The following is a 21,179-nucleotide window of genomic DNA, read 5'->3' as shown; positions in this document are numbered from 1 at the left end:
TGCGCGGTCACGCGGCGGTTACGCATGGTCGCGGTGCGGTGACGCAGCGTTCTATGATCGTGACTGCCCGGCACCGGTACCGGTGCCGCTGCCTGATGCCGGTGTCCGGCGCCGGGCGACCTGGGGAGAGCGATGAGCGCGCGGTACGAGTTCGGGGTCCTCGGGCCCCTCGAAGTCCGGCGTGACGGACAGCCGGTCCACATCGGCGCCGCCAAGGTCCGGCTGCTGCTCGCCGCGTTGCTCACCGAGGCCAACCAAGTGGTCACCGTCGAGAGCCTGGTGCACCGTCTGTGGGGCGAACAGCCGCCCGGGCGCGCACGCAACACCCTGCAGAACTACGTCCTGCGCCTGCGCCGCGCGCTCGACTGCCCGCCGGACGGCGCCCCCGTACGCACCCGCCCCCACGGTTACGTGGTCGAAGCCGCGTCGGACACCCTGGACCTGCACCGCTTCACCGCCCTCGTCCGCCAGGGCCGCACCGCCCTGGCGGAGGACGCGGCGGCCCGCGCGGCACCCCTGCTGCGCGAGGGCCTGGGGCTGTGGCGCGGTGATCCGCTGTGCGACCTGCCCACACATCTCCTCCAGGACGTCGTACCGGCCCTGGACGAACAGCGTCTGGACGCGCTGGAGCTGCGGATCGAAGCGGACCTGGCCCTGGGCCGGGCCGCCGCCGTACTGCCGGAGCTGCGGGGACTCATCGCGGAGCATCCGCTGCGCGAGCGCTTCTGGGCGCAGCGGATGCTCGCGCTCTTCCGCTGCGGACGGCAGGGCGAGGCGCTGGAGTGCTACCGCACGGTGACCGGACTGCTCGCCGAAGAGCTGGGAGTCGCTCCCGGACCGGAGCTGAAGCGGCTGCACCGACGGCTGCTGGCCGCGGCCCCGGACCTGGACGGGGCACGGAAGGACGGGACGGTCCCGCCGTCCCGGGACGGCGGCCTGCCGGTCGAGATGACGACGTTCGTCGGCCGTGAGGCCCAAGTGGCCGACGTACGCGCCTTGCTGGGGACCGCCCGGCTCGTCACCCTCACCGGGACGGGCGGCGTGGGCAAGACACGGCTCGCGCTGCGCGTCGCGGCGGATGCCGCCCCGGCCTTCGCCGACGGGGTCCGGCTCGCCGACCTCGCCCCGCTGAACGACGCGGACCTCCTGGACCGGGCCGTCTCCGAAGCGCTCGGACTGCGCGACCAGTCCGCGCGGCCCGCCGTGGAAGCCGTCGTCAGCCATCTGCGCGACCGGCGCATGCTGCTCGTGCTGGACAACTGCGAACACCTGGTGGAGGACGTCGCCGCACTGGTCCTGCGGCTGGCGCGCGCCGCACCCGGACTGCGCGTCCTGGCCACGAGCCGGCACCGCCTGGGGACGCCGGGGGAACACGTGGTCACCGTTCCGTCGCTCACCCTGCCCGGGACCGACGACCACGCGGCCGAGCACACCGACGGCCGCGCACCCGAGCACGCCGGAGACTCCGAGCACGCCGACGGCGCCGACCGCCCACCGGCCGGCGATCCGCTGTGCCGCTCCGAGGCCGTGCGCCTGTTCATGGACCGTGCCTGCGGCTCCGCCCCGGCCTTCCGGCTCACCGCCCGCAACCGCGACGCGGTCGCCCAGCTGTGCCGGCGCCTCGACGGCATCCCGCTCGCCATCGAACTCGCGGCGGTACGGCTGAGCGCGGTGACGGTGGAGGAGATGCTGGAGCGCCTCGACGACAGGTTCCGCCTGCTGTCCGTGCCGCAGGCGCGCACGTCCAGCCGTCACCGGCAGACGCTCCGCGGAGTCGTCGACTGGAGCCACGACCTGTGCACCGAGGGGGAACGGCTGCTCTGGAGCAGGCTCTCCGTGTTCTGCGGCGGCTTCGACCTGGAGGCCGCGGAATCGGTCTGCGCGGGCGGGGCCATCGCCCGCGAGGATGTGCTGGACCTGCTGGCCGGGCTGGTCGACAAATCGATCGTGCTGGTCAACAGTTCGGGGGACCGCGCCCGGTACAGCCTGCTGGAGACCATCCGCCAGTACGGCCGGCAGCGGCTCGACGAGGAGGGCGGTACGACGCGGCTGCGCACCCGGCACAGCGAGCACTACCGCGTGACGGCCGTGCGGGCGGGCAGCGAATGGTGCGGGCCGCGTGAGGTGGACTGGCTGGTCCGGCTGCGCACCGAACTGCCCAACCTCCGGGCCGCCCTCGACTACTGCGCCTCGCGGCCGGACCTGACCGGGGCGGGCATCGAGATCGCCGTCAACCTGGCCCGCACCCGGTGCTGGTTCTTCAGCAGCACCCTGGGGGAGGGACGGCACTGGCTGGAACGCCTGCGGGCCGACGGCCCGGCCGTCGCGGCGCCCGCACCCGCGCTGGTCGCCGCGGCACTGGCGATGAAGGCGTGGATCGCCCTGTGCCAGGGGGACAACCCGGCCGCCGAGACGTTCCTGGCCGAATGCCGCGCACGCGCCGCCGAGTTGCCCGAGGGCACGTCGTCGGCGCCGGTCACGTACATCGAGGGGGCGCACGCCATGCTCGTACGGGGTGATCCGTCCTGCGTCGCGTTGCTGGCCCGGTCACGGGAGCGGTTCCGGGCGGCCGGGCAGGCCGGTGACGCGCACATGGCGACGATGCTGTGGGCCATGGCGGAGGCGTTCTTCGGCAGCAGCGCCTCGGCCCGCGCGGCCTGCGGCACGTACGTCGCCGAGGCCGAGGCGAGCGGCGCCGAGTGGGCCCGCACCTGGGCCCAGTGGTGCACGGGACTGGTGGAGCTGCGGCACGGGGAAGCGGGCGAGGCCCTCGCTCCCCTGCGGGCGGCCCTCGCACGGCAACGGCGGATCGGCGACAGCTGGGGACCGGTCTGGGGGCTGGAGACGCTGGCCTGGACGGTCGCCGCCACCGGCCGCTCCACCCGGGCGGCATGGCTCCTCGGCGTCGCCCATCGCCTGCGGCAGGACACAGGCGTGGCACTGACCGGCCTGCGCCCGTTCCACCAGGCCCACCTCGACACCGAACGCCGGGTGCGTACGGCGCTGGGCGCGGAGGCGTACGCGACGGCCCGGGCCCGCGGCGCGTCCACGGCCGACGGACTGCGACTCGCCCTGGAGGGCGGGCCGCCCGGGACATGAGACGACGGCGGCGACGGACCCGGGCCGGGTCGACCCGGCCCGGGTCCGTACCGTTCGAAGCGATCTGCGGTTCAGCGGTTCACGGTTCGGCGGTTCAGGGGCCCTCGGCGCGGACGCGGTCGGCGATGCCTTTCGTCAGTTCCTCCGCCTGGTCCTCCAGGTTCCACTTGCCGTCCCGGTAGGCGTGGTTGCTCACCCAGTAGACCAGGACGTCGTCGCGCAGCGACCTCGTGAGGTAGGCCAGCGACCAGTCGTTGCCGCCGTTGTGCCAGACGACCCGTCCCTCCGGGGTCTCACGGACGACCCAGCCGTAGCCGTACGCCTCGTCCAGTTCGGGTATCCGTACGCGGGGCGCGAACAGCTTGCGCCTGGCCCGCTCCGGCAGCACCTCGTCCCCCGAGAGGGCCCGGTGCCAGCGGAACATGTCCTCGGCGGTGGAGAGCATGCCGCCGTTGCCCCGCAGGTGCCAGTACGGCCCGTCGGCGGCCCAGGGGTGGTCGAACGGCCTGCCCCGGCTGCGCCCCTCGCTGTCGTACTCCACCGCGACCAGGTCCCGCGGCCACCGGGGCAGGACGTAACCGGTCCGCTCCATGCCGGCCGGGCCGAACAGGTGCCGGGCCAGGAACGGCTCGTACCCCTCCCCGGAAGCCTCCTCGACGATCGCGGCGAGCAGGCTGTACCCGGTGTTCGAGTAGTGGAACTCCCGCCCCGGGGCCGACCGCAGCTCCGAGGCCAGCGCCTGCCGCACCAGGCCGTCGCGCGAGACGGGCTCGTAGTCGTCGCCGACCGACTCCACGAGACCCGAGGTGTGCGAGAGTAACTGGTCGATGGTGAGAGCGCGCTTGTCCTCGGGCACCGGCCCCAGGAACCTGCTGACCGGGTCGCTCACCCGCAACCGCCCCATCACCTCCAGCTTCAGGATCGCGGCGGCGGTGAACTGCTTCGTGATCGACATGACGTCGTACACGGTGCGGCAGCTCGCGGGAGTGCCGGAGGCGCGGTCCGCCGTCCCGAAACCTCCGCAGTGCGCGAGTTCGCCGCCGCGCGCGGCGATCACGGTGCCGCCTGCCCCGGCGGGCAGGACGCGGTGGAGGAAGTCGGCGACCGACTCCCCGACGCGCGCCTTCGGGGCCGCCGCGGCGGAACCGGTCGCCGGCTCCGCGGCCGACCCGGTGCCCGGCCGCCCGGCACCGCCGACCTCGGTGCACGCGCCCAGCATCAGCAGGGTCGTCAGGGCGGTGACGGCGGCGCGGGTGCGACGACCGCGGGACAGATCCACATGATCCATATGAACTATGACCTCCGACCTCGGGAATCCGCACCGAGGTTGACCGTCGCCGCCGCCGTTCCTCAAGCTGTCAGGGTGTTCGAGCTTGTGCGAGCCCGTGTACGTCCAGCTCATCAGGGGGACCGCCGTCATGACCACCGCACCGCCCACACCGCCCCGCACCGACGCGGCCGCCTTCGTGGCGGCGCTGCGGCGGCTCAAGGCCTGGTCGGGTCTGAGTTACCGCAGCCTCGAACGCCGGGCGGCCGACGCGGGCCACTCCCTGCCGTACTCCACGGCGGCGACCATGCTCGGCAGGGAACGGCTTCCCCGTGAGGAACTCGTCGCGGCGTTCGTCGCGGCCTGCGGAATCCGGGGCTCCGAGGCGGAGGCATGGCTGGACGCCCGCACCGACATCGCCTGCGGCCCCGCACCTGAGGCAGCCGCGCCCACAGACGCCGTATCCACGGGTACCGCACCCGTGATCAACGCGCCCGTGGTCGCCGCACCGGCGCGCACCAGGTCGTGGCGGACGCGGTGGACCCTCGCCGTCGCCGCGGCGCTCGTCACCGCGCTCCTCGGCGGGGCCACCGCGTCCGGCGCCTTCACCGACGACGAGGAGAAGGTGCTGGAGACGCCCGCGTCCGCCCGTCTGTGATGCGTGCCCGGCCGGTCAGGACTCCGAGGGACGGACGACGTTCCACTCCTGGTCGTCGGTGTTGGTGCAGTCGAAGAGCATCAGACGCACGTCCTCGGCGGTGGGGCTGTTCCCACCCACGTCGAGGCACTTGTTGTTGCTCGCGTAGTTGCGGATCCAGTAGACGCCGTCGTCCTGCTCGTCGATCCACCACAGCTGGTTGTCGGCGGTGGTGCCGTCGCAGGGGAACTCGGAGACGGGCGCATGGACGGGCTGCGCTCCGGAGCCCGGCAGGTCCATGCAGAACTGGTCCTTGACGTTGCGGATCTGGAAGAGGGGGGTGCCGCCGGGGCCCAGCTTCGGGTAGCGCACCTCAAGGTCCCAGAGCTGGTTGTCGTCGGGGCTCTCGTCGCACGTGTGCTGCTGGACCCGCCCGTCCTTCGCGCCTTCCCCGTCGCCCGGGATGTCGGCGCACTTCTTGGTGGAGGTGTTCCGCAGGAGGACGCTGCTCGCGGGCACCACGCTCTTCGGCTTCTCCTCCGGCTTCGGCTGCCCGCCCCCCGCTCCGCCSCCCGAGSCGCCGGAGGTCTCCGGGGCGGCGGGCTGGGAGGCCACCGGCTCGACGGACGGGGCCTTCGGCGCCTCGGGGGTCGCCGAGGGGGAGGGTGCCAGCGTGCTGACGCCGGCTTCCTGGAGCTTCTCCTTGGCGGCGCTGGTGACCTTGGGCTGGTAGGCGATCCACAGCATCACGAACGTGATCGCCAACGCCACGAAGATGCCGAGGAAGGTGGCCAGCCAGCGCGGCAGGAAGCCTCGCTGGACGTACGTCCCCTGCACGTCCAGCGGCGTCACTCCGGAGCGCTGCACGGCCAGCGTGTAGGGCCGGTCCTCCTTCGAACCGAACCAGATGATCTGCCTCGGCTTGAGCGTCGTCTTGACGAACGCCGCGCGCCCCGGCTCGATCTGCACGTTGGAGGGATGGATGTCGTACGACAACTGATCGCCGTTGTCGCTGGCGCCGATCGAGGCGGTCAGCTTCGTGTTGCCAAGGTTGTCCACCGCGAGCTTGGGACGTCCGCGGAACCGTCCCTTGACCGTCGGCGGCACCAGCTCCGCCCGCAGTTCCGTGAACGGGGTGATCGTCAGGTTGCCTTCGGGGACGGTGGTCGCCTCCGGGTGCTCGGTCGGCGTGATCCGTACCGCGTACGGGTTGGGACCCGCCGTCGCGTCCGGCGTACGCGGCGGCGCGAACGTCAGGTCCACCGAACCCGTCGTCCCCGGGTACAGCCGCAGGACCTGCGGCTCCACGACCGTCCAGGGTGCCAGGTCACCGACCGCCTCGAAGCGGTACTCGTCGACGACGTCACCGGTGTTGCGCAGACGCAGCCGCACCGTCGTACTGCCACCCGGGTCCACGGTCGCGGAGGCGGGTTCCAGAGAAGTCCAAAGGCTCACCCCCGGACGTTAAACGCACCCTCGGTGCCTGGTCAGGAAGCATCGGGGCACGATCACTGCCCGAAGAGGCGGCACCGGCTGCCCGAAGGCCGACGTGACCGGCGGGGCGACCCCGCCCGGAGAACGTATACCGTGCGGTGATCTTGTGAGTGATCCGGAGCAGCGGGGGAACTACACGCCCTGTGACCGTCCCTCCCGTGAACCCGGCGACCCGGCACGCGGGGCGTGTCACGGGGCTGTACACCCGGCGCTTCGGCCCCTGGCCCCCGGACGGCGCCGTGGTCGTCATGGTCCACGGACTCGGCCTGTCGGGACGCTACTTCACCCCGCTGGCCCGGTCGCTGGCGGCCGCGGGACGCACCGTGCTGGTCCCCGACCTGCCGGGGAACGTCCGCTCCAGGCGGGCCGTCCGGCGCACCCTCGACGTCGACGCGACCGCACAGGCGCTGCTGCGCTGGCACACCGCCGCGGCGATCGGTCCCTGTGTCCTGGTGGCCAACTCGGTCGGCTGCCAGGTGGCCGCGGCGTTCGCCGCGGAGAACCCGCACCTGGTGCGGCGCATGGTGTTCATCGGCCCCGCACTCGACGCGACGCGGTTGTCCCCGGCCCGGCAACTGCTGCGCCTGCTGGCCGACGCGCCGCAGGAACCGCCGTCGCTCCTGGCCCTGGCCGCCGCGGACTATCTGATCACCGGCGCGGCCCGGTTCCTCACGGAGTTCCACCACGCACGGCAGGACGCGGCGGGTCCGTTCATGGCGCGTCTGCGCCGCATCGAGGTGCCGACCCTGGTGACGAGGGGTGCGAACGACCGGGTGGCTCCCCGGCCCTGGGCCGAGCGGGTGGCCGCCGAACTGCCCCGCGGCCGGTTCGCCGAGGTGCCCGGCGCGGCCCACGCGGTGCACTTCAGCCGGCCCGGCCGCACCGCCCGGCAGATCCTGGGGTTTGCCGGAGAGGGCACCGGGGCGCGACCGCTGGTCGCCGAGTGACCTGCCCGGCGCGCACCGACGGGCCTCAGCCGCTGTCGGCCAGCGGCTCGGAAGCGGCGTCCAGCGCGTCGAGCACCGCGTCGCCGTTCGCCCTCGCCCATTCGGTCAGCGTGTGGATCGGGTCGATCAGCGTCTCCCCGAGCGCGGTGAGCTCGTACTCGACGCGGGGCGGTACCTCGGCGTAGGCGCGACGGCGGACGAGCCCGTGCGCTTCGAGCCGTCGGAGCGTCTGGGTGAGCACCTTGCGGGAGATGCCCCCGATCAGCTCGATCAGCTCGCCGTGGCGCACCGGGCCCCGGCTGAGGCCGAAGAGCACGACCGCCGTCCACTTGTCGGCGATGAGCTCGACCGCCAGACGCGCCGGGCAGTCGGCGAGGAAGGGATGACCGGGACCGAAGGCGCTCATGGCGCCCAAGGTACCCGCGCCTGCGTTACCCGGTGGTTCCTGTCGGAAACCTAGCCTGGGATGCCTCCCCCCTTCCGAAGCCAGGAGAGTCATGCGAGTCATCACCCAGCGGACGCTCGGCGGTCCCGAGGTGCTCACCGTCGTGGACGCGCCCGAGCCCCGGCCCCTGCCGACCGAGGTTCTCGTCCGGGTCGCGGCGATCGGGCTGAACCCGCTGGAGGCGCGGCTGCGCGCCGGCGAGTTCCCGCTGATCGGACGGCCGCCGTTCACCCTCGGCTGGGACCTCAGCGGCGTCGTGGAGGAGGCGGCGCAGACGTGGCGGTTCAGGCCCGGCGACGAGGTGTTCGGCATGCCGCTGTTCCCGCGGGCGGCGAGCGCGTACGCCGAGGTCGTGGCGGCGCCCGCGCTGCACCTGGTGCGCAAGCCGGCGTCGCTCCCGCACGTCGAGGCGGCGGCGCTGCCGGTCGTCGGGCTGACCGCGTGGCAGGGCCTCGTCGACCTCGCCGGTGTGACCGAGGGCGACCGCGTCCTGGTCCACGGCGGTGGTGGCGGGGTCGGCCACGTCGCGATCCAGATCGCGAAGGCGCTCGGCGCGTACGTGATCACGACCGCGGGCGGGAGCAAGCGGGCGTTCGTCGAGGAGCTCGGCGCCGACGAGGTGATCGACTACAGGACGGTCGACTTCACCGGGGCGGTCCGTGACGTCGACGTCGTGCTGGACACGCTCGGCGGTGACGCCGCCGAGCGGTCCCTCGACGTGCTCCGCCCGGGCGGTCACCTGGTGACGGCCGTCGCCGAGGAGGACGCGAAGCTCGTCGCCAGGTACGAGGCGGCGGGCCTGCGCTTCAGCGGCGTCGCGGTCGACCCCGACCCGGTCGCCCTGCGCGGCCTGGTCGCACTCGTCGAACAGGGCAGGCTACGGGTCCACGTGCAGCGGACGTTCCCGTTCGAGCGCGTCGCCGACGCCCACCGGCTGCTCGACGAGGGCCACCTCCGAGGCAAGCTCGTCCTCACGGTCTGAGCCCGCCGAAGAGGGCTGGAGAGGGCTGCGGCTTCCCGGGACGACGGGACGATGGGCCGGCGTGAGCCGTGCCGGTACGCGTGTACGCGTCACCTAGGTGCCCTGCTGCTGCGGGGACGCCTCCGACCGCTGCCGGTCGAGGCGGCCGACCACCGGTCCCGCCGTGACACCGTGCAGCACGACCGAGACCAGTACGGTGAACGTCACCACCGCCCACAGCTCCCTCTCCGGCACCAGGAAGTCGTGCTGCCCCAGCGCGTAGGCGAGGTAGTACAACGAGCCGATGCCGCGGATGCCGTACCCGGCGACCACCCAGCGCTCCTTGCGCCCCAGGGAACTGCCGAGCAGCCCGGTCCACCCGGCGAGCGGCCTGATCACCAGGAGCAGGGCCAGTGCGGCCAGGGCGCCCCGCCACGTCAGGGCGGAGAGGCCGCCCAACGCGATGAAGGCGCCCAACAGGAACAGCACCCCGGCGGTGAACAGGCGCTCTATCTGCTCCACGAAGTCGTGCAGGACGTTGTGGAAGCCGTGGGTGCGCTCGGCCGCCCGTATCGTGCACGCGGTGGTGAACACGGCGAGGAAGCCGTAGCCGCCCAGCACCTCGGTGAGCCCGTACGACAGGAAGGTGGCGCCCAAGGCGACGAAGCCCTCCCGGTGCTCCGACAGGCGCAGCTCCGGCGAGCGGGGCCGGAAGAACAGCCAGCCCAGCAACCGCCCGGCGAGCAGCCCGCCCAGCACACCGACGACGCACTTGAACGCCACGTCCTCCAGCGCCCAGGAACCGACCCAGTCGACGGACCACCCGGCGCCCGCGGCGGCGGCCAGCGCCACGGCCGCGTAGGTCAGGGGGAAGGCGAGCCCGTCGTTGAGTCCCGCCTCGCTGGTGAGGGCGAAGCGGACCTCGTCCTCGTCGTCCTCGTCCTCGGTGGGCTCGCCCACCCGTACCTCGGAGGCGAGCACCGGATCGGTCGGCGCCAGCACGGCGGCCAGCAGCAGGGCCGCGGCCGGCGGCCAGTCCAGCAGCCACCAGACCAGGAGAGCCATGACCACGACGGTCAGCGGCATCGTCACGCCCAGCAGCCGCCAGGTGGTGGCCCACCGCCTTCGGCCGACGGGCCTGTTGAGGGCCAGCCCGGCACCCATCAGGGCGACGATCACGCCGATCTCGGTGACGTGCTCCGTCAGCAGCCGGTCGTCCACCGGGTCGATCTCCGGCAGCGGCAGGGGCAGCAGGTACACGGCGATGCCGGCCGCCAGGAACACCAGCGGCAGCGAGAGCGGCCGTCCGGCCACCAGGCGCGGCAGCACCGCCGCGCCGAGCGCGCCCACACCCAGGCACGCGAAGAGTCCATCGGCCATCGTCACTGGGCTGTGCCCGTCCTTTCACCACACCACCGAGCGACTCCGCACGTGCCGCTCGAAGCTGTGGTCCCCCACCGCGGCACGAAGACGTCCTCACGTCAGCGGAGCGATCTTGACTCCGCCCGCGTACCCACGTGGTGGCAAGGTAATACGATTACGATGACGACATACCGAACATTCGGTGTGGGCGCGCAGGGGTGTCAGCGCAGTCGGCGCGCCCGCAGGACCACGTCGTCGGTGTGGTGCGCGCCCGCGCCGCCGTCGGGCGCCACCCGCGGCCGCTGCTCGTCCACCTCCACCACCCAGTCGTCGTCGAGCAGGGCGGCGACCATCGAGGGCCAGACGTAGTCGGCCGGATCGAACCCCCTGTCGTCCGCCTGCTGGGTGTCCATCCCCGCGTGGTGCACCAGCAGCAGTACGCCACCGGGGGCGACGGCCGCGAGCAGCGCTCGTTCCGCCGCGGCGTCGGGGGTGCGCAGCAGGGCCGGGTACTGCGCGGAGACCAGGTCGAAGGAGGCGGGCGGAAGGGCCGCCTCCGCCAGTCCGGCATGCACCCAGCGGATGCCGACACCGGCGTCCCGCGCATGCCCCGCGGCCCGCTCCAGCGCCACGCCCGAGACCTCCAACGCGGTCACGTCCCAGCCGGTGCGTGCGAGCCAGACGGCATCGGCGCCTTCGCCACAGCCGACGTCTAGCACGCGTCCGGGCTTGAGTCCCTCGACCTCGGCGACGAGCGCGCCATTGGGTTGACCGCTCCACAACTGCTGTCGGTCGGTGTACCGGCTGTCCCACTCGGCCCGCACCGCGGGATCCCCGACGTATCCGTCGGTGGGCAGGGGGCTGTCGGACGTGGGTGATCCTGCGATGTTGTCTGTCACGGACCCACCGTCACCCATGGCCTCCCGGCCACGCCAGTGCTGTTGCCACTCCGGCAAAACGACGCCCATTCCGCCGTACGGCCGGGTGTCAGCGCCTGGCGCGACCTGGCCCGGCGCGACCCGACCCGACCTGTCCCGGTCTCGGTCTCGGTGAGACGGGCCTTGGCCCGACCCGCGCCCCGATCATGCTGTAGAACAACATCCGTGCCCAACAGGCTTTCCTGCGGACCGACTTGAGCCTCGACTTGAGCAAGGTCGCCGCGCGGGACGCCTCCGTGATCCGTACCCCGAAAGGCCGACGATGCCGACGCCTGGATTCCCGCCGCACACGCTCGACCCCGACGGATCGCCGATCTGGATCAGTGCTCTGGCCACCGGCGATCCGAACCACATCCTGCACGTCGTGCGCGGCATCGAACCGGCTGAAGCACTGGAGGCACTGGGCGCGAAGCCCGCGCTGATCCAGCCCTGCCGGCTGCCCGATCGCAAGCCGGACGCGTGGACGTCACTGCCCGGTGCGGCGCTCGGCATCGCACCGGGGACCTCCGCCGCGCTGCTGTCGGGACGCGTCGGCGCGTGGACCTTCGTCTACGACGACTCCGGGGCCACCTACGACGACACGGCGACGGAGGCGCTGTCCGCACAGGGGCGGACGGCGGCCACCGGCTTGTACACCATCAACGCGGACGCCAGCCTCACCTACGCCGTCGACGGCCAGGTGGTCGAGTGGGTCGACGTCGACGATCTCGACGTGGACAAGGACCTTGCCGACATGCCTGCCGAACTGCGTGCGGCGTTCGAGGCGGCAGGCACCGTCGAGGAGGAGGACTTCGAACCGGGCGAAGCCGACGGTGACGTCGTCATGCGCGCCGCCTGCGCCCTGGCGGGCCTCGCGCTCACCCTGGACGACGTACGTGACCTCCCCCTCCTGGCCGCACCGCTCGGCTGACGACATCCTCCGGGCGGAAGCGGCGGCGGCATCCGCCGTCCGCCGCTTCCGCCCGACGGCTTGCGGGGCGAGGGGCGTTACGCCGGGTCGATGCGGGAGATGCTGCCGCCGATGGCGAGTACGTACAGCTCGCCGTTGCCGCCCTGGGCGAAGGAGATGACCTCGCCGCCGTTGACCGCGAGGTCGTTCACCCCGGTCACCTTGCCGTTCTTCAACTGCAGGGAGCGGACGGTGCCGTCGCAGTAGTCGCTGAACACGTACTGGCCCTTGAGGGCCGGGATCGCCCTGCCCCGGTAGACGTAGCCACCCGTCACCGAGCAGCCGAGGTTGGTGCGGTCGTACTCGTGGATCGGCCGCACGTGGTTCGCCGGCTCGGTGCCGCCGCGGAAGGGGTGGGTGCCCTCCATCTGCGACCAGCCGTAGTTCTCCCCGCCCTTGCTGCTCGCGGGCGCCCAGTCGATCTCCTCCCAGTCGTTCTGGCCGACGTCGCCGATCAGCAGGTCGCCCGTGCCCGCGTCGAAGGAGAACCGCCACGGGTTGCGCAGCCCGTACGCCCAGATCTCGCCTCGCGCGTCCGGGTCGTCCACGAACGGGTTGTCCGACGGGATCGCGTACGGCTCGCCGCCCCTCGGGTCGATCCGCAGGAGTTTGCCGAGGAGCGTGTCGAGGTTCTGCCCGTTGCCGTGCGGGTCGCCGCCCGAGCCGCCGTCGCCGAGCGCGATGTAGAGGTAGCCGTCGGGGCCGATCTTGATGTCGCCGCCGTTGTGGTTCGCGTAGGGCTGGGTCTGCGTGAGGACCGTACGCCGGGTGTGCGGCTGGATCCTGCCGTGCCGTACGGCGAACTCGTCGACCGTGCTGGTGCCTTCGAGGTCCGTGAACGAGATGTAGAAGTGCGCGAACCTCTTGTCGAACGCGATGCCCAGCAGCCCGCGTTCGCCGTCGGTGGTGGTCTCGGCGGATATGTCGAGGACGGGCCCGCCAAGACCCTTGTCGCCCAGGACCCGCACCGTGCCCGCGCGTTCGGCGATCCAGAGCGTCCCTCCGGGGCCGGCGGCGCCGGCCGTCGGGTTCTGGGCCGTGGCCACGTTCTTCAGAGTCACCTTCGCCGCCTGCCGCGGGGCGTCCCGCTCGTCGGCCGACGCCGCGGTCAGGGCGAGGGAGGCGACGAGGCAGATGGTGCCGATGATCGCCGTGCTTCTGGTGCGAACTCTCACCGTGTTCCTCCTGGAGGCGGTGAACGGCAGGTCGCGGCTGCTGCTGCGGCTCGTCGTGGGGTGCCGCGGACGTCGGCACGCAACCTGGTGGGGGGAGTGGACCGTGCGCTGTCGGCTCGCTACGGATGAGGGTAGCGGGACACGAGTGTTTGGTATAGACCAAAAGCGCTCGGGCCGCTCGCGGGGTGCGAGCGGCCCGAGCGCAGTGGCCCGAGCGCAGTGGCGTCCGGCCGTCACAGCCAGTGGCGCACCAGCAGGTGGGGGGCCCGGCGGGTCAACCAGGCGCTGGCGAGGCCGATGGCCGCACCGGCGGTGACGTCGCTCGGGTAATGGGCGCCGGACTGTACGCGCTCGACGGCCACCATGGCCGCCGGCACCGCGCACAGGGCTCCGGCCAGCGGCCACGTCGGGGCGACCGCGGCGGTGAAGGCCAGGGCGGCCGCGGTGTGCCCGGAAGGGAAGGACGACGATTCGGGGCGGTCCTCGACCTCGTCGTGCGGAATCCACTCCTTCGGCGGGCGGCGTCGCTCCMCGAGCTGCTTGCACACACCGTTGGAGATCAGCTGGGCCGCCGCCACGGACGCGAGGCCCGCCACGGCTGCCGTACGGCCCCGGCGACCGCCGGTACAGGCCATCACCGCGGCGGCCCCGCACCACAGCTTGGAGCCCCGCGCCAGCTCCTCCGCGACCGACAGTGCCTGGTGCAGACCGGGCGGGGTGCCGGCGGCGATCCGTTTGGTCAGACTCCGGTCCGCGCGATACACATCTGACAGCAGTTCCATGAGCTGCGAATATCCCCGGTTATCAGCATGTATGCGCGCATCTGTCTCGGCGCCTCGCGCTCATGCCTCGTTCGCGCGGCCCGCACCTGTCACGGACCAGGCTCCTCCGGGTGCACCGAACGGCTCCGCCTCGGTGGGAGGGGAGCCGTTCGGGGTGGTGCCTGATGCGTGGTGCGGGTGGTGCGTGGTGCGTGGTGCGGGGTCAGGCGTGGCGTCGGTTGCCGGTGATGAGGCGGTACAGCGCCAGGAGGATGAGGGAGCCGACGATGGCGGCGATCCAGGTGGAGAGGTCGAAGAAGCCGTCGATGGAGTCGACGCCGAAGATGACCTTGCCGAGCCAGCCGCCGAGGAGGCCGCCGGCGATGCCGATGAGGATGGTGATGATGATGCCGCCCGGGTCCTTGCCGGGCATGAGCGCCTTCGCGATGAGGCCCGCGAGCAGACCGATGAGTATCCAGGCGATGATGCCCATGGTTGTGTCTCCTACCTGGTCGTATAAAGACTGTGTCAGGACTTCCGTGTGTTCAGCGGAGACGTTTTCAAACGCGGCGATCGAAGTTCGTGTGCCCTCGGGAGGTCCCACCTCCTGCCGCACTCGACGCGCCGGAGCCGCGGAGTCGGACCGGCAGCCCGACAGTTCTCCAGCTCGACGGCTCGGTGGCTCGACGGACTTCGGGTGACGACTTCCCTTCGTGCGGCTGCGTAAAAGGCTTTGACGCCCGGTCGGTCGTTCGCCGAGGGCGAGCCCGGTGTCCGGACCCGGCCACCAGGCTGTGCCGGTCCGGCGTCAGTGGTTCCTGGATGCCGTAACGGATCTGCTGGGGAAGGTGGGCGACGGGCCCGGGCCGGAGTCCGTGCCTGAGCCCGAGGTCGAACCCGAACCCGGGTCCGAGTTCAAGCCGGTGCGTTTGCGGAGGAGTCCTTCGGTGCCCGACAGGAAGGTGTCGGCCACCAGTTCGGGGTCGAAGAGGCAGCCGGCCGCCATGGCGCCGTCCCTGAGCATGACGAGGTGCCGGGCGCCCGGGGCGGCGGGCGCATCGCCGGTGTCCGCCAGCAGCTCTGTGACCGTGTTCAGGAACCATTGACGGTGGGTCAGGACGACCTGGTGGATCGGATGGGCCGGGTCGGGGTATTCGGCCGCCGCGTTGAGGAAGGCGCATCCCCGGAAGCCGGGAGACGTGATGCTCCGGGCGATGGATTCGGCGACGGCCAGGACCTTGTCCGTGGCTGACGCACCGCTGTCCCGGGCGACGGCGACCTGTCCCCGTATCCCTTGGTCGGCCCGGTCGAGGTAGGCGAGGACGAGGTCCTCCTTGCCGGTGAAGTGCCGGTACAGCGTGGCCCGGGTCACCTTGGCCTCCGCGGTGATCCGGTCGATGCCGACGGAGTGGATCCCTTCCGTGTAGAAGATTCTGGTCGCAGTGTCGAGCAGCCGCGCTCTCGCTTCGGAGGCGCCTCCACCTTCTGGGTCTGTGTTCATCCCGGAACGATAGCAAAGAGCAAGATAGAACGTTCGGTCTTGACAAGGGCTTCACCGGACGCCTCTAATGAGGCGACCGACCGTTCTCCCCTCAAAGGTTTCGACACCTCGGGTGGCAGGAGTCGGCCAACCCCGTGCCCAGCCTGCGATTCCAGTCGCACCGAAAGGACATACCGTGCGAATCCGCTTGTCGCGTCGCGTGACGCTCGCCGCCGCTGCCGTCGCTCTCATAGGTGCCACCACGGCTCCGGGAGTGGCGATGGCCTCCGGTGGAAAACCCTCTTCCCCGAAGCCCACCGTCGTCCTCGTGCACGGCGCCTGGGCGGATTCCTCCAGCTGGTCGCCGGTCGTGGAGCGACTGCGCAAGGACGGCTATCCGGTGCGGGCCATCGCCAATCCCCTCCAGGGACTCACGAGCGACACCGCGTACGTCTCCAGCCATCTGTCCGCCGTCGACGGTCCCGTGGTGCTCGTCGGCCACTCCTACGGGGGCGCGGTGATCACCAACGCCGCCGCCTCGGACCCCGACGTCAAGGCCCTGGTCTACATCGCCGGCTTCGTCCCCGCGAAGGGGGAGACGGTGGGGGAGCTGGCCGCCAAGTCGTCGCCGCCCATTCCCCTGGTCTCGACCGCCGTCCCGGGCGGTACGGACGTGTCCATCGATCCGGACCACTTCCGCGAGGTCTTCGCCGGTGACGTGGACAGCACCACGGCCGCCGACCTGGCAGTGGCCCAGCGGCCCGCCAACACCAAGGCGGTGTCGGACGCCAGCGTCGAGGAAGCGTTCCGCACCATTCCCTCATGGAGCCTGATCACCCGGCAGGACCACGCCATCGCCCCCGACGTCCAGCGGTTCATGTCGAAGCGGGCCGGCGCGCACATCGAGGAGGTCAACGCCTCCCACGCCGTGATGATCAGCCGTCCCGGCGCGGTCACGCACACCATCGAGGACGCTGCTCGCAGCATCCGGTAGGACACGTCTGCGCCGGCTCCGCGGGCATGACCGGCCCGGCCCGACATGCCGACCCGTGCCGCGACCCTCTCCACGCGCGGACGCCGGCGCGGGCGCGGCCGGGGTCGGATCACACACATCCCGTACGCCCCGCACATCCCGTACGCCCGGCACATCCACCCACCCGTAGGAACAACCGACCCGAGGTACCCAAGTGATGTCGCGCAGGAACACGACTCGTCACGCCACGATCGCCGCACTGTTCGGGGCGACGACGGCGCTGGCCGTTCCCCAGGCCATGGCCGCGGCCATGCCCGCCCCCACGCACACCGAGGCGCCGAGCGGCGGGGTCAGGACGGCCGAACCGCTGGGCAGGCTGATCCCTCTGACCGATCTCGTCATCGAACGCCTCCAGGTGAGCGACGACGTGGCGGCCTCCAAGTACGGCACCGACTCGCCCATCGAGGATCCCGCACGTGAGGAACAGGTGCTGGAGCAGGTCAGGACGCAGGCCGTCGCCACCGGAGTGGATCCGGACGCGGCGGTGGCGTTCTTCCGCGACCAGATCACCGCGAGCAAGGTCGTCCAGAAAGGGCTGTTCGCCCGCTGGAGTGCCCATCCGCAGGAAGCACCCACGACGCGCCCCGACCTCGGCCTCATCCGCGAGCGGCTCGACCGACTGACCACGGCCCTGCTCTAGGAGCTGAAGAACACGGAAGAACTGCGCGACAGGCCCGTCGCCTGCACGGTGCAGCTCGCCCTGGCCGCCGGGTCGGGGGCCGTCCGGGAACGGCTGGACACGCTCCACCGCCAAGGCCTCAGGGCCGCCACGGAGTCCGTGTGCCGTTCTTCCGGAACGACCGCCCGGAGCTGACCGACGAGGACCGTCGTCCGGTCCGGCGAACCCATGGGAGACGAGCAAGTCATGGGAGACGAACGAGTGGGATCCGAACAAGGGGAATCCGAACCGCCCGGGACGCGGGGCGCTCCTGTGGGGCGGCGCGTCTTCCTCGGCACCCTCGGCCTCGGCGCGCTGGGTGTCCTGGCGGCCCCCATGCTGCAGCGCGGCGTCGAGGCGTTCCTCGGCGGCGCCGCCGACATCGACCCGACCGGCCTGACGGGGCTGCTCCCGAACGGGGGAGGCTTCCGCTACTACTCGGTCACCACGTCGGTACCGCACAAGGACGCCGGGACCTACCGACTGACCGTCGACGGCCTGGTGGACCGTCCGGCGGCCTACACCCTGGCCGACCTCAAGGCGCTGCCGCAGACCCGCATGGTGCGCGACGTCCAGTGCGTCACCGGGTGGCGGGTGCCGGAGACCCCGTTCGAAGGGGTGCGGCTCTCCCACCTGCTGGACGCCGCCGGGGTACGCGCCTCGGCCGGGGCGGTGCGCTTCACCTGTTTCGACGGCGCGTACTCGGAGAGCCTCACCTTGGAACAGGCCCGCCGCGACGACGTCCTGGTCGCCCTGCGCATGCGGGACGAGGACATCGGGCACTCCCACGGCGGCCCGGTCCGCCTCTACGTGGCCCCCATGTACTTCTACAAGTCGGCGAAATGGCTCTCCGGCATCACCGTCACCGAGGACGTCCGGCCCGGCTACTGGGAAGAGCGGGGCTACGACATCGACGCGTGGGTGGGCCGGTCGAATGGGCGGGACGATGAACCGACGACTTGACGCCGGACGGACCCTGCGGACCCCGGTGCGCGTGCGGCGCTTCAGCCCTGCCGAACGCTGGGCCCATCGCGGGACGGCCGTGCTGATGGGCGTCTGCGTCCTCACCGCGGCCTTCCTGTACATCCCCGTGTTCGCCCAACTCGTCGGCCGCCGCGCCCTCGTGGTCGCCGTGCACCGGTGGACCGGACTCGCCCTCCCGGTCCCGGTGCTGGCCGGCCTCGCCTCCCGTGCCCTCCGCGCGGACCTGGGCCTGCTCAACCGCTTCGGCCCGCACGACCGCCGGTGGCTGCGCGCGGCGCTGCGCCGGGACAGGCGGCCGTCCTCCCGCCCGGCGGGCAAGTTCAACGCGGGGCAGAAGCTCTACGCCGCCTGGAGCGCCGGCGCCACGCTCGTCATGCTCGGCACCGGGCTGATGATGTGGTTCACCGGCCTCACGCCGCTGGTGTGGCGCACGAGCGCCACGTTCGTCCACGACTGGCTGGCGCTCACCCTGGGCATCGTTCTGGCCGGCCACATCGGCATGGCCCTGGGTGACCCCGAGGCCCGCCGGGGCATGCGCACCGGCTCGGTCGGACGGGACTGGGCGGAGCAGGAACATCCGCTGTGGCGGCCGTCCTCGGACCGCTGACCTCTGACCTCCTGATGCGCCTGCGTGTCACGCGCCCCACTCCCGGTAGGTAGAACGTTCGGTCTTGACAAGTCGCGCCACCCTTGCCAAAGTACTGAATAGAACGTTCAGTCTCGCAAGGGCGCCCCGGCAGCCCTGCGCACTCGACTCGACGTCCCCTTCTCCGTACTCCTCCTTCTCCGCATTCCTCCCTCACATCCCTCCGAAAGGATCAACGTGAGCACCACCGTTGCCCAGCCCGCCGCCCTCACCGGCACTGCCGCTGCCCTGCGGAAGCTGTATTTCGTCCGGTTCGCGTTCGCCATCGTCTGGGCCCTGGTGATGTTCACCATGGCCAAGGAGATCAGCCCGGTCGCGGCCGTGCTGCTGGTGGTGTACCCGCTGTTCGACGTGGGCGCCGCCGTCGTCGACGCGAACGCCTCGCGGGACACCCGCTCGCCCGTGCTGCTCTACGTCAACATGGCGGTCAGCCTCGTCGCGGCCGTCGGCGTGGGCATCGCCGCGGCGTCCGGCATCCCCGCGGTGCTGCGCGTGTGGGGGGCCTGGGCGATCGTGTCCGGCCTCGTCCAGCTGATCGTGGCCGTGCCCCGCCGCAGGATGGGCGGTCAGTGGCCGATGATCCTCAGCGGCGGCATCTCGGTGCTGGCCGGGGCGTCGTTCGTCGCCTCCGCCGGCGCGGACGACCCCACGCTCGCCAGCGCGATCGGGTACGCCGTCCCGGGTGGCATCTTCTTCCTCATCTCGGCCCTGCGCCTGGGCCGCGCCGCCAAGGAAGCCTGACATGGACGACCGCACGAGCACGGACACGGACGTGAGCACGCACATGGACACGCACATGGACACGGACCCGTACACGTACGACGTCGTCGTCATCGGTGCGGGCCCGGTCGGGGAGAACGTGGCCGACCGGCTCGTGCAGGGCGGGCTGAGCGCCGCCGTCGTCGAACGGGAACTGGTCGGCGGTGAATGCTCCTACTGGGCCTGCATGCCGACCAAGGCCCTCCTGCGCAGCGCGTCCGCGCTGCGGGCGGTCCGGCACCTGCCGGGAGCGCGCGAGGCCGTGACCGGTGACCTCGACGTCGCGGCCGTGCTCCGCCGCCGCGACTCCTTCGCCTCGGACTGGAAGGACGACGGACAGGTGTCCTGGCTCGACTCCGCCGGGATCGCGCTGTACCGGGGGCAGGGACGCATCAGCTCCGAGCGGGTCGTCGAGGTCACCGACGGGTCCGGCACCGTCACCGAACTGACCGCACGTCATGCGGTCGTCGTGGCGACCGGCAGTGCCGCGCTGCTGCCGGACATCCCCGGCCTGACCGAGGCCGGGCCCTGGAGCAGCCGGGAGGCCGCCGCCGCCCGTGCGGTCCCCGGCCGGCTCGCCGTCATCGGCGGCGGTGTCGTGGCGTCGGAGATGGCGACGGCCTTCGCCGCTCTGGGCTCGTCCGTGACGGTGCTGGCCCGCGACGGAGTCCTGCCGCACGCGGAGCCCTTCGCCGGGGAACTGGTCACCGAATCGCTGCGGGAGGCCGGTGTCTCGGTCCTCCCCGGCGCGGAGGCCGGCTCCGTGCAGCGCGACGACGACGGCACGGTGCACATCACGCTCACCACGGGCGAGGAGGTCGAGGCCGACGAGGTCCTCGTCGCGATCGGCCGCACGCCGAACACCCAGGACATCGGCCTCGACGCCGTCGGTCTGAAGCCGGGCGCCTGGCTCACGGTGGACGACACGCTGCGGGTGGTCGCGGATGACGGGGCGCCGCTCGCCGGCGGGTGGCTGTACGCGGCCGGGGACGTCAACCGGCGCGTGCTGCTGACCCACCAGGGCAAGTACCAGGCCGGCGCCGTGGGCGACGCCATCGTGGCGCGCGCCAGGGGCGAGGCGGTCGACGACGGTCCGTGGGGCCGTCATGCGGCCACGGCCGACGAGCGCGCGGTGCCGCAGGTGGTCTTCACCGAGCCGGAACTCGCCTCGGTGGGACTGACCGCCGCCGCGGCCGAGGCCGCCGGGATCCGGACCCGCGTCGTCGACCACGACCTGGGTGCCGTCGCCGGATCGGCCCTGCACGCCGACGGCTACCGGGGGCGTGCCCGCATGGTCGTCGACGAGGACCGCAAGGTGGTCGTCGGCTTCACCCTCGTCGGGCCCGACGTCGCGGAACTGCTGCACGCCGCCACGATCGCGGTCGTCGGCGAGGTGCCCGTGGACCGGCTGTGGCATGCGGTTCCGGCGTACCCCACCGTGAGCGAGGTGTGGCTGCGGCTGCTGGAGGCGTACGGCCGCTGACCGGCCACCCCTCCCCACACGTCCCGGACCACATGAGGAAGGAGCGGTACGTGTCCGCCGACGCATCTCATCCCGCCACCGCCACCGCCGCCGCCACCGAT

20 protein-coding genes are annotated in these 21,179 nt (G+C 72.1%); 11 read left to right on the top strand and 9 right to left on the bottom strand.

Going from position 1 to position 21,179, the window contains the following annotated elements; genetic code table 11:
• The first annotated feature begins 132 nt into the window (after positions 1 to 132).
• Positions 133 to 3,099, top strand: a complete 2,967-nt coding sequence (locus FGF04_RS11830; protein ID WP_149511256.1) for a BTAD domain-containing putative transcriptional regulator — start codon at positions 133 to 135, stop codon at positions 3,097 to 3,099.
• 94 nt (positions 3,100 to 3,193) lie between these two features.
• Here FGF04_RS11830 and FGF04_RS11825 read toward each other — a convergent pair whose 3' ends face one another.
• Positions 3,194 to 4,387: a serine hydrolase domain-containing protein gene (locus tag FGF04_RS11825; RefSeq protein ID WP_235882288.1), complete on the bottom strand. Its 1,194-nt coding sequence runs from the start codon at positions 4,385 to 4,387 to the stop codon at positions 3,194 to 3,196.
• An 85-nt stretch (positions 4,388 to 4,472) separates the two neighbouring features.
• On the opposite strand from FGF04_RS11825, the gene FGF04_RS11820 reads away from it, so the two are divergent.
• A complete protein-coding gene (locus tag FGF04_RS11820; protein WP_235882287.1) occupies positions 4,473 to 5,024 on the top strand; it encodes a hypothetical protein in 552 nt (183 codons plus the stop codon).
• 15 nt (positions 5,025 to 5,039) lie between these two features.
• On the opposite strand, the gene FGF04_RS11815 is transcribed toward FGF04_RS11820, so the two are convergent.
• A complete protein-coding gene (locus tag FGF04_RS11815; protein ID WP_149511254.1) occupies positions 5,040 to 6,458 on the bottom strand; it encodes an RICIN domain-containing protein in 1,419 nt (472 codons plus the stop codon).
• Positions 6,459 to 6,655: 197 nt separating this feature from the next.
• On the opposite strand from FGF04_RS11815, the gene FGF04_RS11810 reads away from it, so the two are divergent.
• A complete protein-coding gene (locus FGF04_RS11810; protein ID WP_235882286.1) occupies positions 6,656 to 7,444 on the top strand; it encodes an alpha/beta fold hydrolase in 789 nt (262 codons plus the stop codon).
• A 25-nt stretch (positions 7,445 to 7,469) separates the two neighbouring features.
• On the opposite strand, the gene FGF04_RS11805 is transcribed toward FGF04_RS11810, so the two are convergent.
• A complete protein-coding gene (locus FGF04_RS11805; protein ID WP_149511253.1) occupies positions 7,470 to 7,850 on the bottom strand; it encodes a winged helix-turn-helix transcriptional regulator in 381 nt (126 codons plus the stop codon).
• Between the two features lie 91 nt (positions 7,851 to 7,941).
• Here FGF04_RS11805 and FGF04_RS11800 point away from each other — a divergent pair, with 91 nt between their 5' ends.
• Entirely contained in the window at positions 7,942 to 8,871 is a 930-nt protein-coding gene (locus FGF04_RS11800; protein WP_149511252.1) for an NADP-dependent oxidoreductase, read from the top strand.
• A gap of 93 nt (positions 8,872 to 8,964) precedes the next feature.
• On the opposite strand, the gene FGF04_RS11795 is transcribed toward FGF04_RS11800, so the two are convergent.
• Both FGF04_RS11795 and FGF04_RS11790 read right to left on the bottom strand, forming a co-directional pair.
• On the bottom strand, positions 8,965 to 10,230 hold the full coding sequence (locus FGF04_RS11795; protein WP_408055608.1) for a cation:proton antiporter: 1,266 nt from the start codon (positions 10,228 to 10,230) through the stop codon (positions 8,965 to 8,967).
• 203 nt (positions 10,231 to 10,433) lie between these two features.
• Complete coding sequence (locus FGF04_RS11790; protein WP_149511250.1) at positions 10,434 to 11,111, bottom strand: class I SAM-dependent methyltransferase; 678 nt, start codon at positions 11,109 to 11,111, stop codon at positions 10,434 to 10,436.
• A 301-nt stretch (positions 11,112 to 11,412) separates the two neighbouring features.
• Between FGF04_RS11790 and FGF04_RS11785 the strand changes: the two genes are divergently transcribed.
• Positions 11,413 to 12,060 (top strand): DUF6461 domain-containing protein, encoded by a 648-nt coding sequence (locus tag FGF04_RS11785; RefSeq protein ID WP_149511249.1) that lies wholly within the window; start codon positions 11,413 to 11,415, stop codon positions 12,058 to 12,060.
• 77 nt (positions 12,061 to 12,137) lie between these two features.
• On the opposite strand, the gene FGF04_RS11780 is transcribed toward FGF04_RS11785, so the two are convergent.
• The 4 genes from FGF04_RS11780 to FGF04_RS11765 all read right to left on the bottom strand — a co-directional run bounded on the left by FGF04_RS11780 (position 12,138) and on the right by FGF04_RS11765 (position 15,536).
• Positions 12,138 to 13,274, bottom strand: coding sequence for a PQQ-dependent sugar dehydrogenase (locus FGF04_RS11780; protein ID WP_149511248.1), 1,137 nt, complete (start codon positions 13,272 to 13,274; stop codon positions 12,138 to 12,140).
• A 233-nt stretch (positions 13,275 to 13,507) separates the two neighbouring features.
• Positions 13,508 to 14,056: a phosphatase PAP2 family protein gene (locus FGF04_RS11775; RefSeq protein WP_149511247.1), complete on the bottom strand. Its 549-nt coding sequence runs from the start codon at positions 14,054 to 14,056 to the stop codon at positions 13,508 to 13,510.
• Positions 14,057 to 14,258: 202 nt separating this feature from the next.
• On the bottom strand, positions 14,259 to 14,528 hold the full coding sequence (locus FGF04_RS11770; protein ID WP_149511246.1) for a GlsB/YeaQ/YmgE family stress response membrane protein: 270 nt from the start codon (positions 14,526 to 14,528) through the stop codon (positions 14,259 to 14,261).
• 315 nt (positions 14,529 to 14,843) lie between these two features.
• Entirely contained in the window at positions 14,844 to 15,536 is a 693-nt protein-coding gene (locus FGF04_RS11765; protein WP_149511245.1) for a TetR/AcrR family transcriptional regulator, read from the bottom strand.
• Positions 15,537 to 15,723: 187 nt separating this feature from the next.
• Here FGF04_RS11765 and FGF04_RS11760 point away from each other — a divergent pair, with 187 nt between their 5' ends.
• The 6 genes from FGF04_RS11760 (at position 15,724) to FGF04_RS11735 (ending at position 21,078) form a co-directional block, all read left to right on the top strand.
• Positions 15,724 to 16,509: an alpha/beta fold hydrolase gene (locus tag FGF04_RS11760; protein WP_328596288.1), complete on the top strand. Its 786-nt coding sequence runs from the start codon at positions 15,724 to 15,726 to the stop codon at positions 16,507 to 16,509.
• Between the two features lie 196 nt (positions 16,510 to 16,705).
• Positions 16,706 to 17,188, top strand: a complete 483-nt coding sequence (aroQ, locus tag FGF04_RS11755) for a gamma subclass chorismate mutase AroQ (RefSeq protein ID WP_235882285.1) — start codon at positions 16,706 to 16,708, stop codon at positions 17,186 to 17,188.
• A 225-nt stretch (positions 17,189 to 17,413) separates the two neighbouring features.
• On the top strand, positions 17,414 to 18,169 hold the full coding sequence (locus tag FGF04_RS11750) for a molybdopterin-dependent oxidoreductase (RefSeq protein ID WP_149511243.1): 756 nt from the start codon (positions 17,414 to 17,416) through the stop codon (positions 18,167 to 18,169).
• Complete coding sequence (locus FGF04_RS11745) at positions 18,153 to 18,797, top strand: cytochrome b/b6 domain-containing protein (protein WP_149511242.1); 645 nt, start codon at positions 18,153 to 18,155, stop codon at positions 18,795 to 18,797. Before FGF04_RS11750 ends, FGF04_RS11745 begins: the two co-directional genes overlap by 17 nt.
• A 216-nt stretch (positions 18,798 to 19,013) precedes the next feature.
• Positions 19,014 to 19,577: a hypothetical protein gene (locus FGF04_RS11740; RefSeq protein ID WP_149511241.1), complete on the top strand. Its 564-nt coding sequence runs from the start codon at positions 19,014 to 19,016 to the stop codon at positions 19,575 to 19,577.
• A gap of 43 nt (positions 19,578 to 19,620) precedes the next feature.
• Entirely contained in the window at positions 19,621 to 21,078 is a 1,458-nt protein-coding gene (locus tag FGF04_RS11735) for a dihydrolipoyl dehydrogenase family protein (RefSeq protein ID WP_408055611.1), read from the top strand.
• The last annotated feature ends 101 nt before the right edge of the window (positions 21,079 to 21,179 follow it).

Source organism: Streptomyces apricus (genome assembly GCF_008369065.1).
In the GTDB taxonomy this organism is placed as follows: domain Bacteria; phylum Actinomycetota; class Actinomycetes; order Streptomycetales; family Streptomycetaceae; genus Streptomyces; species Streptomyces apricus.
Note: the sequence above shows the minus strand (reverse complement) of the source record. Positions and strands in the feature narration are given on the sequence as shown.